This window comes from Bacillus aquiflavi, assembly GCF_019915265.1.
Lineage (GTDB): Bacteria > Bacillota > Bacilli > Bacillales > Cytobacillaceae > Bacillus_BT > Bacillus_BT aquiflavi.
On the sequence record NZ_CP082780.1, the window covers coordinates 930,098 to 945,173 of the forward strand.

The following is a 15,076-nucleotide window of genomic DNA, read 5'->3' on the forward strand; positions in this document are numbered from 1 at the left end:
TATGTTGAAAAGGAGTGTCACAATGCTTGTAGTAAGTGCATGTTTAGCTGGAATCAACTGTCGTTATGACGGCGGCCATCAATTAATAAAAAAAATCAATGAACTTGTTGAACAACGAAAAGCAATCGTTGTTTGTCCTGAAGTATTAGGAGGATTAGACACGCCGCGAGAACCAGCAGAGATCGTCGGGGGTTCTGGTGAAGATGTATTAGACGGAAAAGCAAAAGTAATCAATCGTCTCGGTGAGGATGTGACAGATTCATTTATTAAAGGCGCGTACGAAACGTTAAAGCGTGTTAAAGAAGTCGGAGCTACAGCGGTTGTTTTAAAAGAAAACAGTCCATCATGCGGAAGCAACATGATTTATAACGGGAACTTTTCTAATGAGAAAGTAAGTGGAGAAGGGGTAACAGCTGCTTTACTTCGAAAAGAAGGTATAAACGTTTTGTCTGAGGCAGAGATGCATACATTATTTGAAAAAGAATGAAAAATTCTTTACGGATTTAGTTTTTAAGCATGTATTACATAATTAGTGTGAAATTTTTTTATCTAGGAATAGATAATTAGAAATGCTGTCTAGAAAGACGAAAAAAAGTGTTTTCTAATTAGCCTCAAAATGAACTTGGATAGTACGAGGACAATTTATTATACTACTTCATGTACCAATGAGGTTGACACCCGTGTAGCGAACAAAGCATCCTAAGAAGTTTAAATTACAAGTCATCAAGAGCCCAAGAAATAGGAAGATTACCCTTGTAGATCGTCGTTATGAATTGAATCCCAACATGGTTAGTTGTTGGAATCGTGAATATAAAGGCGGGGAATTTGGAGATGTGGATGTGGCTACCGGATCTAACTCTAAAGAATGATCCCAAAAAAAAATAACAGACTCAAAATGTATGAGGTAAAAAGGAAGTTGAAATAGCGATTTTACTTGCTTTAATAAAAAGAAAACCCTCACTTACTGAAAAACTTGAAGTAGCTGATCAATGGATTAACAAAGTTCAAAGGTACTTAAAATAATCAGATGAACATATTAAAGAATTTCTGCTGGAAGAAATTGAGGCGATGCTTTTAACTATGGTTACCGCAAATTAAAAAAGTACTCCGCAAAAAAATATAATCTAATTATTAACAAGGAAAATGTCTATCGCTTATGTAAGGAACTTGGGATCTTACGACCACAATGACAAGAGAAAGTCTCTTTTCCACGTAAATTAGCAGAAATCGCATCATTAAAGCTTCTAAGCAACTCTGGGAGGCAGATATTAAATATAGCTATATCAAAGAAGGAGGAGACCTCATTGGTAATTAAGGAGGTTCGGGTATAATAGGCTGTATTCAAACAAAGCATCATCTTGATTTGAAGTGGCGGGAATGACAGCCTTGTTTGGCGATGCCTATGTTTGAAACAGCTGGCTTCTCGGAAGGAGAATCATGCCGCAGAGGTTCGGTGTCTAGCAACATGGATTTTTTGAAGAATAACGGGAGAAATCTAAAAAAATAAAAACTATGCAAATGAAAGAATAAGAAAGTTATTATCCAAAATTTTGGGGTTAATCCGCTTAAAATTATATTATTTATCTTCTTTAAAAACAATATCCCATACTAGTAAACCAATACAACCTACAAGAATAAAAATTGAAATTAAGTTTTCTAAAAAACCCTTCTCCCAATCTCTATAAATTAAGTATGCTTGAAATACAAAAATTAGAATAACCGCCCATCTAAACGGTAGATTTTTAAGTTTAATGATTAACGCTCCTCGTATAGTTAGTTTATAATCTAATTTCAAGATAATTTCCAGTTTATTTATTGTTCTTTGATAACTTCATAGAAGTTAGCTCAGGTAGTGGAGCTAGCCCCCATCAAGTCACATGGTTGGATTTTTCGAAAAGTTGTATTACCCTATTCCCTCGATTATATCGAGTACCAAGATCAAATTATTGGTAACTTATAAATCTTTCTTAATTAGTATCGCCTTTAACTGAGCCCTTGAGTTGTTCAGCAATCGGCGGAGGAGACTCTTGAAAAACCTAACTTGCCCGATGGTACCAAGGGCAAGTTGGGCATTCATTTTATCCCCTTCTCTCTTGTTACATTGGCTTCAAACCATTGACATATTTGTCAAGAGTGATTAGGGGGTATTTTTACCCAGCTTTGATGTTTTAACATCACCTCAGGCACTTATTTTCATAGAATTTTTTACAGTATCTAATTCCATAATAAACTAAAGCTTAACAAACAATAAACAAGATATAAAGAGTAATAGATTTCAATAAAGAAATTCGCTGCTACTTGCTTGTATAAATGTATATTCTTAATAATATTTTTTACTTTTCTGCTGGGATTATTAAAAACTTAGATCTTTAGATTTCATCTTTCATTTTATGAAGTATTGTTAAACTCCTCCTCAAGCTTTAATGTTCAAACCATTACGATTAAGTCATTAATTTACCTTTCAAAAATAATCGCTTATTGGAAAGCGAATGATCTTATATAAAATCTAAATCTTTTTCACATATACTTTCCTACTTACTTTTTTCCTTTGTCAATCCCATTTAAAATTTATGAGTGCAATGTTTATTCTAGGATTAACCTTGTCCTTTACAAAATTCTTAATGAAAAAAACCGCTCATCTAATACTGTTATAGTACAATGTGTAATCTGTTATATAAAAATGTTCGCGCTTACCTTCTTGTTTGTAATGACTTTGTAAATTTTAAAATAAGGTGTTTCAAATAAAATGCGGAAAATTTAACTTTTGTCACAGCTTAAAAAGTGAACTTGAATTAAAATTTAAAGCGAGAGGGTAGTTGGATTTCTTCCAACAAAAAATTCATGGGAATGTGGGAGGGAAAAAATGTGTCTATTTTACCGCAAAAAAATCAACTTGGTTTTTTTGAAATTAGGTTAGAGTCAATAGGCGGTTTAGGGGCGAATTTAGCAGGCAAAATGCTAGCTGAGGCTGGTGTTTTAGGTCTTGGGCTAAATGGAGCAAATTTTTCATCATATGGATCAGAAAAAAAAGGAACACCGGTAAAAAGCTTTGTTCGCTTTTGTGATCCTGACGTTGAAATTCGTGATCATAGTCCAATTGAACAACCACACGTAATAGGGATATTTCATGAAACTATATATAAAACAGTAGATGTAATAAGTGGATTAACATCTGAAGGGATTGTTTTAATTAATTCCGAAAGAGACTTTGAGAGTGTAAAAACAGACTTGCAGCTCGAATATGGAACATTAGCAATTGTCGATGCTCTAACGATCGCAGTTGAAGAAAAAACAAAAGTTAATACTGCAATGCTCGGAGCATTGTTCCGCATTTGTGATTTTTTAAACCCTGATGCAATGCGAAAAGTGATTAGGCAAACATTTGAGAAGAAATATCCCCACCTTGTCGAACGAAATATTAGAACGTTTGAGAGAGGCTATAGAGAAGTAAGGTTTCAGTCATTACAGCCATCTGCCAAGATAACAGGGCATACTTTTTCACGTCCATCTGCTCGTCTAGGTTATGAAACACAAGAAATAGGCGGAGTACTAACTGCGCAAGCAAACAGCATTTTAAAGGACTTAAGTGGCTCTCGTCAAGGATTTTTACCACAATTTGAGCAAGAAAAGTGTATTCATTGTGCAGCATGTGATACAGCCTGCCCGGATTTTTGCTTTGTGTGGGAAGAGGGAGAGGATAAGCGAGGACGCAAGCAAATGTTCTTAAAAGGAATCGACTATCAATATTGTAAAGGCTGTTTAAAATGTATAGAAGCTTGTCCTACAAACGCTTTAAGTGAATTACGTGAAGAACATGGCTATGCAGAAATGAACCGCACTCCCCACCGTTTTCCGTATCTGTCAGGAGGGATCTTATAATGGCGATATTAGAGGAAAAATTATATAACATCGAAAAAATAGCAGAACAAATTGTAACTTTTGAATCTGGAAATGAAATGGCTGCCTTAGCAGCAGCCCAAATAAATTATCACGTTATGGGTTACTTTCCAATTACACCATCGACTGAAATTGCTCAATATTTAGACCAAATGAGAGTGCACGGAGAGCATAACATTAAATTAATTCCGGCTGATGGTGAACACGGATCGGCAGGTATTTGTTATGGTGCAGCTGTTACGGGCGCAAGAGTATTTAATGCAACAAGTGCAAATGGACTAATGTATATGCTTGAACAATTGCCTGTACAAGCGGGAACTCGTTTTCCTATGGTGATGAATTTAGTTACAAGATCAATTAGTGGTCCGCTCGATATTCGCGGCGATCATTCTGATTTATATTTTGCTTTAAATACAGGATGGGTTATTTTAACTGCAAGAACGCCGCAGGCAGTGTATGATTTGAACATTATGGCATTAAAAATAGCTGAACATTCAAAAGTAAGGTTACCAGTGATCGTTGCCTATGATGGCTTTTTTACATCACATCAGAAAAGAAAAACTTACTATTTTAAGGAGCGAAAGGTTGTCCAACAATTTATCGGAGAGTGCCCGACTGATTATCATTTTGTCCGGGAGATGAAAAAGCCGATTACAATCGGAGCACATATGGATGGAAACGATCTTCTTAATAACCATTATCAACAATCAGAGGCGATGTATAGAGCAGGCGAAGTATTTAAGGAAGTGGCTGCTGAATACGGAACTCTATCTGGACGAAAATATGCAACTTTAGATTTATATAAAATGGCTGATGCAGAGATAGCTGTATTTTTATTAAACTCTGCTGCTGAAACAGCAAAAGATGTAGTTGATCGTTTACGTAAGAAAGGGATAAAGGCAGGTGTTATTAGTCCTAATATTACTCGACCATTCCCAGCCGAAGATATTCGTCAAGCGCTAAAAAATGTGAAAGCTTTATTAATTGGAGAGAGAGCTGATTCCTATGGGGCACATGGTCCGAATATGACGAATGAAATTAAGTCGGCTTTACAAGAAGATAAAGAAAATAAGACGATCGTTTTAAGCAGAGTATTTGGTCTTGGCGGGAAAGATTTTTTTGCAGATGATGCTGAAAAATTTTTTATGATGGCAATTGAAGCAAAAGAAAAGGGAGCTGCCCAAAAGTCTTTTGATTATTATGGCCATGTACCGGGAGATGATAAAGAGAAATTAACACAAGTAATTACACCACAATATGGAGACGTGTATCAATCAGGTTTGATTCATGTATCAAAGGATGAGGAAACAAATAAATTGAAAGTGAAAATTCCTCCGTTAAGGGCGTTAACATCAAAACCAAAGCGGCTTGCTTCCGGGCATGGTGCATGTCCAGGCTGTGGTATTTTTAGCGGACTTGAACTTTTCTTTAAAGGGATTGAAGGGGATGTCGTTGTTCTTTTCCAAACAGGTTGTGCTTATGTAGTAACAACAGCTTATCCATATAGCTCTCATAAACAGACAACCATTCATAATTTATTTCAAAACGGGCCAGCCACACTTTCAGGTACACTTGAAGCATTTTTAGAGCTTAAAAACCGGGGGGAAATTAACATTGCTCAAGATGCAACTTTTGTCATGGTGACTGGTGACGGGGGAATGGACATAGGGATGGGCTCAGCAATCGGGACAGCGCTTCGAAATCATAAATTAATTATGCTTGAATATGATAACGAAGGATATATGAATACAGGCTCGCAAATGTCTTATTCAACACCAATCGGACATATGACGAGTACAACAAATGTTGGACCGTTGCAGTCAGGGAAAGCTTTTCATCATAAAGATACAGCACAGATTATGGCTGCAGCAAATATTCCGTATGTTTTTACCGGTACCGAGGCATTTCCACAAGATTTAATTAAAAAAGCAGCAAAAGCACAATGGTATGCCAAAAATGTTGGGACAGTATACGGAAAGTTGTTAATTACTTGTCCACTAAACTGGAAATCTGATGATCGTTATGGACAAAAAATTGTTGAAGCCGCTGTTCATTCAAATTTCTTTCCACTGTATGAGGTTGAGCAAGGAGTGACAACGATTACGTACGATCCCGAACAAAAAAAAAAACAAGTCCCTCTTTCTGAATGGTTAAAGTACATGGGGAAAACGAAACATTTATTGAAGGAAGAAAATAAATCAATTTTAACAGAGTTTGAAAAAGAAATTGAAAAAAGGTGGAAACGATTAAAAGCAAGACACGAAAATCCATATTTATAATGTGAAATTTATGCACAAGATTGTTTTTTTAGGCTAAACATAAAAAAGGAAAAAAGCAAAGCGAGTTTATTTTCGCTTTGCTTTTTTACATTAATTCAAATGAATAGGATATACGCCCACGACTTCTACCTATCATTTGAATATGCTTTTATTGAGCAGTAAAAATATATAATAATAAAATGAGGAGGAGTCATGATGAATGAACAAATAAGCCCTGTTCATGTTGATCCGTATTATCAACACGAACCACCTTTTGCAGGGAACGATGAGCGGATTTTCTTTGGACCAAGGCCATTTTTTGGTAGGCCATTTTTCGGCAGACCATTTTTCGGCAGACCTTTTTTTGGCGGTCCGTTCTTTGGTGCTCCATTTCTAGGAGGAGTGTTAGGCGGATTGGCTGGAAGTGCTTTATTTAGTCCGTATTACTATGGTGCGCCTTTTGGATATCCGTATTATTGGTAAAATATATATTGTGCAAAATAGAGTCCAAAAAAATAGTTGGACTCTATTTTGCTGCAATGGAAAAGAAAAAAACGTTGAAAACCGTCTTGCGATAGGATTAATGTATAGATCTAAATATCTATTTACGAAAAAATAAATCAGGAATAAAATACTGTTATTTTTAAATATATAACTAAAGTAGCGGAAGAAATCGGTCTTTTAAAAAGGAATTTACAATCCTTTCGTAGAATAATTCTATTATTATACATAACTGGTTCAATTTATATAAGGGGGATGCTTCGGTGAGCGATTCAAGAGAGCAGACTGAGTTTCTAAGGCTTTTAGATATTAAGGTTGATGAATTAGATAATATGAACATAATAGATCAGGTGTCTTTATATAAGCAAGTATTTGAGAAAGTTACTGACGGGATAATTGTTGTGAATGAATATGGTCGTATTATAAGAGTTAATGATCCTGTTTGTCAACTGCTTCACCTTCAGAAATCTGATCTGTTAGGTAAACAAATAAACTCATTATTTTCAACGATTTTTATAGGAGATTGGGATAAACAAGTACAAAATCTGAAAAATAACAAGAGTGATGATTTAATTGTTAAGCTTGAAAATGGAGATGTCAAACATATTGAGCTCTCTGTTTTACAACATACGGAAAAAAATATCGAGATTTTTCAATTAAAAGATATTTCTTGTTGTAAAAAATTAAAAGAGGAACAATTAATGACGCAAAATATGTTTAATGATATATTCGATCAAGCGGTTGATGGTATTATTATTTGTGACGAATCAGGTGTGATTATGAATGCTAATCCTGCCTTTTGTCAAAACATTCATTTAAATAAAGAGAGTGTCATAGGAAAACCATTATCTCAGTTTGTTCCAGAAAAGCATCAAGTAAAACTAGAAGAAATTAAACGCTTATTAAAACAAACCGGAAAAGCTACAGGGATTATTCCAATTCAGCATTGTGAAGGAACTACGATGTATGAATATACGATTAGTTCATACGTTTTTGACGGGTTTTATATGTCAATTATGAGGAATATAACTAAAAAATGGAATACAGAACGGAAAATTAGGAAAAATGAACAGCTGTTTCGAGATTTGTTTGAAGGAGCCCTTGACGGAATAATTTTATGGAATGATCAAGGAAATATAGAGAGAGCAAATAAAGCAGCTTGTGAAATTTTTGAAACTAGTCATAAAGACTTAATTAATCGAAACATCACAGATTTTATCTTAAAAGGAGATAGTAAATGGAAACAAATTGCAGATGAATTATTAAAAACTGGTGCAATTAGGGATGAGTTATGGTTTTTAATGCCAAATGGCCAAAAGAAATTATTAGAATTTACTGCAAAACTAAGATCAGCTGATAACAACCATATGTCAATTTTTCGAAATGTTATTGAGCGTTACGAGATGGAGAAGAAACTTAGAAAGAGCGAGCAACGCTTTCGGAAAATTTTTGATGGTGCCCTAAGCGGTATGGTTCTCTTGAATGAGCGATTTGAAATTATTGATATTAATGAAGTAGGGACTAGTTTGTGCGAAAAGAAAAAAGAAGAATTAATCGGAAAATCGTTATTAACTGTGATAGATTTTGGACAAAACGGAAAAAAGATATTAAATAAATATATTCAACAAATTTCAAAAATAGGAAACTATCAAGGCAGTAAAACACTCACTTTGTGGAATGGGAAAAGAAAACATATCGAATATTCATCAAAATATAATGTTATTCCTGGAGCGATTTTTACTATTTTTCAAGATATCACTGAGAAACTTGAAATGGAAGAACAATTAAGAAAATCAGATACCCTAAACGTAATTGGTCAGTTGGCAGCTGGAGTCGCTCATGAGATAAGGAATCCGATGACCGCTTTAAAAGGGTTTATACAGTTATTAGAAACTAACGTCAAGGAAGACTATTCAACGTATTTTAATATTATTAAAACAGAGCTGCTAAGAATTGAGTCAATTATTAATGAATTTTTAATTTTAGCAAAACCGCAAGCAGTAAACTATTTGCAAAAGGATATCCGTCAGATTATGAAAGAAACTGTTGAATTATTAAGTGCACAAGCGGTGTTACATAATATACAATTCCGTACTCATTATGAGGAAGATTTACCGATTACTTGTTGTGAACCAAACCAGCTAAAAAAAGTTTTTGTCAACATTATAAAAAACGCTATTGAAGTAATGCCAAATGGGGGATTTATTACAATCTCTATTAAGTCCACGGAGGATAGCAGAATTCATATCTCAATCCGCGATGAAGGCAGCGGAATAAGCGAAGTCAAGTTAAAAAAGCTAGGTGAGCCTTTTTTTACAACGAAAGAACGAGGAATGGGCTTAGGCTTAATGGTTAGCTATAGAATTATTGAAGAGCATAATGGTACGATTGAAGTTGAAAGTGAGCTTAAAAAAGGAACAACCTTCCATATCTATTTACCAATAAATCGTTAGTGAGGTGTTGGATGATGTTATCATACGCTGTATATGAAAGTATTGTTGGAACGATATATATCGTGGCAAATAATGAGCATTTAATCGGTGTTTATATTGGGGAAGAAAATTTTCGAAAACGGAAAGACAGTGAGCAAATTCGTATACAACAAGATCATCAAATGATGATCGAAACGATTAAGCAGTTTGATCAATATTTCAATGGAACTCGAAAAATATTTCAACTGCCACTTTACAAATCTGGCACGCCGTTTCAATTACAAGTGTGGGACGCATTTTTGAAAATCCCGTTTGGTGAAACGAAAAGTTATCAGGAAATTGCTGAGTCAATCGGTAGACCTAAGGCCCTTAGGGCAGTTGGACAGGCTAATAAAGCAAATAAATTTCCAATTATTATTCCATGCCATCGAGTGATCGGGAAAAATAAAAGCTTAACTGGGTATGCAGGAAAACGAACTGATATTAAAGAAAAACTTCTTATTCTTGAGGGAGTCAGTGTGGAAAAAAAAAATGTTTAATAATATTGTAACAAAAGGTTCTAGGATTGTTATATTCGGGATGCATATTAATAGATTTTATCGATGCTACTATTTTTTGTTTTTATAGAGAAAAATTAATGTCGAAAAAAACAAAAAAAAAAAAAAAATGAGAGAGAAAAATTTTTTTTTATAAAAAGATTGTCTAATATTGCGAACCTATTTACAATTTTAGAAATTGTTGTAATAATGCACAAGTAGACTATTTTTTGATAGATACAGTACAAGGGAACGGATTAGGAGGAAAGAAGGTTGCGCCAGAATAACAAACGAATAGCGAGATTAATGATGGATGAAATTCAAAGAAAGAGAGAAAGGATGATTGATTCTGCTGAAAAATACGGGTATACAAGTGATGATACAAAAAAATGCAGCGAAGAACTTGACGAACTAATTTATAAATATCAATGTACCTTTCAAAAAAGGCATCACGAAGAAGAAGTAAAAGTTATATTTCAAAAAATGGTGATGATATACGAAAAGCCTATTCATCACATGAAGGTTACTTCATAATCAGTTGTTAAAACGACTTAAAGAAGATTAAATAGGGGAATCTCACTTATTTAAAAAGAAGAGATTCCTTTCAGACTTTTAGGTAAACGTTCGCATTCTTCTAGGTATAAGTTCTATTTGCCTTATGCTCGATATCTCTAATAATAAGCGTTTTCAAATAGTCTGTCTAAAGAGAGATTGTTTTAAACATTTTATTTAAATCAAGAGAAAAGGAGATTCCTTTCTGTTCACATTTTTAGTAAAATGATAGGTAACATATCGTTAAAAAAGCTCGAAAAAGAAAATCATAAATAATATCCCAAAGATAAAGGAATAAGTTGATGTTCGTTCATTGCCGTCACCATGGCTTTCGGGTATTAACTCTTTATAAACAATAAATAGCATTGCCCCTGCTGCAAATGCAAGTCCATATGGAAGAAGTGTTTTCACATAAGAAGTTAAATAAAATCCAAGTAAAGCAGTAACGATTTCAATTGCCCCCGTTAAAGTAGCAATAATAAACGCTTTAAATTTACTTATTTTTTGGTTAACAAGAAAAAGAGCAACAAAAAAACCTTCAGGTGCATTTTGGAGCCCGATTGCAAACGCAATTAAATTTCCTGTCTCTATTGCATCTGTAGCAAAGCTGACGCCAACTGAAAGTCCTTCAGGAATATTATGTAATGTAATAGCGGCAATTATCAGCATCGCTTTTTCATCAAATTCAATTCCTTTTTTTGAATGCTCCAGATCGATATGTGGAATGTTTTTTTCTAACAGTGTTAATGTAATAACTCCTAATATTATTCCAACTGCTAATGGGACGAAGTCTCCATAGTTCAGTGCTTCAGGAATCAATCCCATTGTAGATGCAGACATCATTATTCCAGCCGTAAAGGATAGTAAAACATCTCGAAAGCGGTGAGTAACTGTTCCATTCATAAACAAGATAATTAAAGCTCCTGCTCCAGTTGCAAGCGCGGAGAGTACACTTCCAATAATAACTATATTCATAAAAGCTCCCTTCATTTCTTAAGATAAACACATAATAAGCAAAAATGCCGATTTTAACAAGTTAGTACGTTTCATTTTTAAACTGTGATTTTTATCATTGTATATGTCCATATTTTTTATATAGTAATATTAATATATATTTCCTTGTAAATTTATTCTTCATAAGAACCTTCAGATAATCATCTTAAAAAAAAAGCTAATATCTTCAGAATGATTGCTCCGTTACCAGTGGGATGGAAGCGATTAAAATGATCACGCATCAGTTTACAAAAAATAGTGTTTATCAACAGTTTGCATCATGCTCCAACTTATCATAAAGTTCGTTTTAGTTTGCAAGTTTAAGAAATCACAACATAGAATTTTAAAAAAGGTTGTAATTGCTTAGATGATTTTAAATAACTCATCATAAGCAATTCATATAATAGGTGAAAAGAAAACGTTTTCACCATAATAAATATAGTGAAGGGAGTTTCGTTTATGCATATTGTAGTCTGTGTCAAGCAAGTACCAGATACAAAAATCATTAAAATTAACCCTAAAACGAACACGCTTGACCGCCGAAGTGCTCCAGCCATTTTAAATCCTTATGATGCCCATGCAGTTCAAGAAGCTGTTACACTTAAAAAAAAGTTTGGCGGAACAGTTTCTGTTTTATCAATGGGACCTCCGCAAGCAACAGCAGTGATTAAAAAAAGCATCGAAATTGGAGCAGATCGTGGATATTTAATTTCAGACAGAGCCTTCGCTGGAGCAGATACGCTTGCTACTAGCTATGCGCTATCAAAAGCATTGAAAAAAATTCAAAAAGAAAATCCAATTAGCCTAATTTTTTGTGGAAAACATGCAATTGACGGAGATACAGGACAAGTTGGACCGGGGATTGCCAGAAGACTAGATATTCCTCCAGTGACGAATGTGGTTGAAGTGACCGAAATGGACGAACAAAAAAAGGTAATTTTATTAAAAAGAAAACTAACGAACGGCTATGAATTAATTCAAGCGAATATGCCTTGTTTACTAACAGTTAAAAAAGAAATGAATGAAATAGAATATTCACCTTTGCCGAATATGATTCGTGCGGCAAAATATGAACCTGTTATTTGGTCTGTTAACGACTTAGAAAATGTCGATCGAAAACAGTTAGGTTTAAAAGGATCGCCAACAATTGTCGGAAAAATGTTTACACCGCCAAAATTAGAGGGAGGCAAAAAAATTGAAGGGACGATAGATGAGCAAGTTCAAAAGCTTATGGAGATTTTAATGGAGAAAAAGGAAGTTTTCGTTTTTAGCAATCAGAACGTATAAAGGGGGGGTATTAATGTTTGAAGAATATCGAGGCGTATGGGTTTTTATCGAGCAAAATAGCGGGGAAATTGAAGAAGTTTCTCTTGAATTATTAGGGGCAGGTAGAACACTTGCGAATAAACTTGACGTACCATTAGCAGGTGTGTTAATGGGGAACGGTATTATGCATCTATGTGATAAGGTCATCCAATATGGTGCCGATGAAGTATACGTAATAGATCATCAGATTTTAGAAAACTATCGAACTGAGTCTTATATGAAATGTGTCATAAAGCTTGCAGAAAAATATAAACCCGAAATATTCCTTTATGGGGCGACTCCGAATGGAAAGGACTTAGCCAGCGCTGTTGCGACAGACTTAAATACTGGATTGACAGCTGATACAACAATGCTTGATGTTGATTTAGACAAGCGGTTATTAGAAGCGAGCCGTCCAGCGTTTGGCGGAAATATTATGGCAACAATTTTATGTAAAAAGCACCGTCCGCAAATGGCAACTGTACGCCCGAAGGTTATGAAAGCATTGCAGCCAGATGAAACACGAACCGGAAAAGTGATTGAAGAAACTATTGATCTAAAGGAAGAAGACATGCGTACTAAAGTACTTAAAGTTGTGAAAAACGTAACAAAAAAAGCGAATTTAGCAGAAGCACACGTTATTGTTGCCGGAGGAAAAGGTCTAGGTGATTTAAAAGGCTTTCAATTAATTCATGATTTTGCAGCAGTAATTGGAGCAAGCGTCGGAGGAACGAGAGACGTCGTTGAAGCAGGATGGCTTCCGCATGAACTGCAAGTTGGGCAAACAGGTGAAACAGTTACACCGAAAATATATTTTGCAATTGGAATATCAGGAGCCATACAACATGTAGTCGGGATGAAGAATTCAGAATTGATTATTGCAATTAACAAAGATCCCAATGCCCCAATCTTTGAAGTTGCTACATATGGGATAGTTGGAGATGCATTGGAAATATTACCAAAATTGATCGAACAGTTTAAACGGATCAAAAATGAACAAGGCGGTGAAATCAGCTATGTCTGAAAAATTTGATGTAATCGTAGTTGGCGCAGGACCAGCTGGAACCGCCTGTGCATATACTTGTGCGAAAGCGGGATTATCCGTTCTACTTATTGAACGGGGAGAATATCCTGGCAGTAAAAACGTTATGGGAGGTGTTTTATACAGAAAACAAATGGAAGATATTATTCCAAATTTTTGGAAAGAAGCACCTTTAGAAAGACCGATTATTGAACAGCGCTTTTGGATGATGGATAAAGAATCGGCTGTGTCGTTTGGCTATAAAGGTCTTGAATGGGGGAGAGAGCCATATAATAACTTTACAGTGTTACGCGCAAAGTTTGATCAATGGTTTGCCCAAAAGGCTGTTGATGCAGGTGCACTGTTAATTAACGAAACAGTAGTGACTGAATGTTTAGTTGAAAATGGGAAGGTCGTCGGAGTTAGAACGGATCGTCCTGATGGAGACGTATTTGCCCATGTGGTAGTTCTTGCTGACGGCGTTAATTCATTATTAAGTAAGCAGCTCGGTTTCCATAAAGAGTTCCGTCCCGATGAAGTAGCATTAACGGTTATGGAAGTTATTAATTTGCCGAAAGAAAAAATAAATGACCGCTTTAACCTTGAGGATAATCAAGGCTGTACTATTGAAATATTTGGAGATTCGACGAAAGGGAACCTTGGCACGGCTTTTTTATATACTAATAAAGAGAGTCTAAACATTGGAGTAGGAACAACTCTTTCAAGTATGATGAATGCAAAGCTTAAACCATATGATCTACTTGATTATTTAAAAAATCATCCTATGATTAAACCACTGCTTTTAGATGGAGAATCAATGGAATATTTAGCACATTTAATCCCTGAAGGCGGTTTCAATTCGGTTCCAAAGGTTGCCGGTAATGGTGTTGTCGTTGTTGGAGATGCTGCTCAGCTTGTAAATGCAATCCATCGCGAAGGTTCAAATATGGCAATGGCTTCAGGTAAAATGGCTGGGGAAGCGATTATTATGGCAACAGAGGAGAATAATTTTAGCGAAAGTAGTTTAAACAGATATCGGGAAGCATTATACAACAGCTTTATTATAAAAGATCTTGAGAAATATAAAGATGCAACACAAACGTTTGAAAATCATCCGCAATATTTTAAAGAATATGTTCCAATTATGAATCAAGCAGTAAGTAAATTTTTTACTGTAGATGGTGCACCGAAAAAAGAAAAGCAAAAAGAGATCATGAAATCTATTACTGGGAAAAAGGGTACATTTAAAGTACTGCAGGACATTTATCGTGCTTGGAAGGCGGTGAAGTGATGTCAACACAAACGATTGAAGAAAAACAATATTTAGTTCGTTTTAAGGCAGATACGAAATCCCATTTAACGGTATTGGACCATGATGTATGTTTAACGAAGTGTCCTGAAAAATATTGTACGCTGTTTTGTCCTGGCGAAGTTTATAAGTGGGAAGGAAAAAGAATGCACGTAGGATATGAAGGATGTCATGAATGTGGCAGCTGTAGAATTGGCTGCCCTTATCAAAATATTAAATGGGAGTATCCAAAAGGCGGGTACGGAGTGATCTTCCGCTTAGCGTAAATAATT

Annotated in this window: 12 protein-coding genes and 1 pseudogene; 12 read left to right on the plus strand and 1 reads right to left on the minus strand. The window is 35.0% G+C overall.

Annotated elements, in window-relative coordinates; all coding sequences use genetic code 11:
* The first annotated feature begins 22 nt into the window (after positions 1 to 22).
* From K6959_RS04700 to K6959_RS04735, 8 genes and pseudogenes are all read left to right on the plus strand, one after another.
* Positions 23 to 487, plus strand: a complete 465-nt coding sequence (locus tag K6959_RS04700; protein ID WP_163242016.1) for a 2-thiouracil desulfurase family protein — start codon at positions 23 to 25, stop codon at positions 485 to 487.
* A 637-nt stretch (positions 488 to 1,124) separates the two neighbouring features.
* A pseudogene (locus K6959_RS19785) lies at positions 1,125 to 1,190 on the plus strand (hypothetical protein); the annotation flags it as partial.
* A 1,675-nt stretch (positions 1,191 to 2,865) separates the two neighbouring features.
* Entirely contained in the window at positions 2,866 to 3,879 is a 1,014-nt protein-coding gene (locus K6959_RS04710) for a 2-oxoacid:acceptor oxidoreductase family protein (protein WP_223087790.1), read from the plus strand.
* Positions 3,879 to 6,176 carry a thiamine pyrophosphate-dependent enzyme gene (locus K6959_RS04715; RefSeq protein WP_163242018.1) on the plus strand — a complete coding sequence of 766 codons (2,298 nt, stop codon included), beginning with the start codon at positions 3,879 to 3,881 and terminating at the stop codon, positions 6,174 to 6,176. The genes K6959_RS04710 and K6959_RS04715 overlap by 1 nt, the downstream gene beginning before the upstream one ends.
* A 195-nt stretch (positions 6,177 to 6,371) precedes the next feature.
* Positions 6,372 to 6,638, plus strand: a complete 267-nt coding sequence (locus tag K6959_RS04720) for a hypothetical protein (RefSeq protein WP_163242019.1) — start codon at positions 6,372 to 6,374, stop codon at positions 6,636 to 6,638.
* A gap of 281 nt (positions 6,639 to 6,919) precedes the next feature.
* Positions 6,920 to 9,109, plus strand: coding sequence for a PAS domain-containing sensor histidine kinase (locus K6959_RS04725; protein WP_163242020.1), 2,190 nt, complete (start codon positions 6,920 to 6,922; stop codon positions 9,107 to 9,109).
* Between the two features lie 11 nt (positions 9,110 to 9,120).
* A complete protein-coding gene (locus K6959_RS04730) occupies positions 9,121 to 9,627 on the plus strand; it encodes a methylated-DNA--[protein]-cysteine S-methyltransferase (protein WP_316252522.1) in 507 nt (168 codons plus the stop codon).
* Positions 9,628 to 9,897: 270 nt separating this feature from the next.
* Positions 9,898 to 10,158, plus strand: a complete 261-nt coding sequence (locus K6959_RS04735) for an aspartyl-phosphate phosphatase Spo0E family protein (protein WP_262421894.1) — start codon at positions 9,898 to 9,900, stop codon at positions 10,156 to 10,158.
* A gap of 261 nt (positions 10,159 to 10,419) precedes the next feature.
* Here K6959_RS04735 and K6959_RS04740 read toward each other — a convergent pair whose 3' ends face one another.
* Positions 10,420 to 11,151 (minus strand): ZIP family metal transporter, encoded by a 732-nt coding sequence (locus K6959_RS04740; RefSeq protein ID WP_223087791.1) that lies wholly within the window; start codon positions 11,149 to 11,151, stop codon positions 10,420 to 10,422.
* A gap of 477 nt (positions 11,152 to 11,628) precedes the next feature.
* On the opposite strand from K6959_RS04740, the gene K6959_RS04745 reads away from it, so the two are divergent.
* Genes K6959_RS04745 through K6959_RS04760 form a run of 4 tightly spaced genes read left to right on the plus strand, consistent with a single transcriptional unit; the run spans position 11,629 to position 15,070 of the window.
* A complete protein-coding gene (locus K6959_RS04745) occupies positions 11,629 to 12,456 on the plus strand; it encodes an electron transfer flavoprotein subunit beta/FixA family protein (protein WP_223087792.1) in 828 nt (275 codons plus the stop codon).
* Between the two features lie 13 nt (positions 12,457 to 12,469).
* The gene (locus K6959_RS04750; protein ID WP_163242023.1) at positions 12,470 to 13,498 is read left to right on the plus strand and encodes an electron transfer flavoprotein subunit alpha/FixB family protein; all 1,029 of its coding nucleotides are present in this window, start codon (positions 12,470 to 12,472) and stop codon (positions 13,496 to 13,498) included.
* Positions 13,491 to 14,786 (plus strand): FAD-dependent oxidoreductase, encoded by a 1,296-nt coding sequence (locus K6959_RS04755; protein WP_163242024.1) that lies wholly within the window; start codon positions 13,491 to 13,493, stop codon positions 14,784 to 14,786. The genes K6959_RS04750 and K6959_RS04755 overlap by 8 nt, the downstream gene beginning before the upstream one ends.
* Positions 14,786 to 15,070 carry a ferredoxin family protein gene (locus tag K6959_RS04760; protein WP_163242050.1) on the plus strand — a complete coding sequence of 95 codons (285 nt, stop codon included), beginning with the start codon at positions 14,786 to 14,788 and terminating at the stop codon, positions 15,068 to 15,070. The genes K6959_RS04755 and K6959_RS04760 overlap by 1 nt, the downstream gene beginning before the upstream one ends.
* The last annotated feature ends 6 nt before the right edge of the window (positions 15,071 to 15,076 follow it).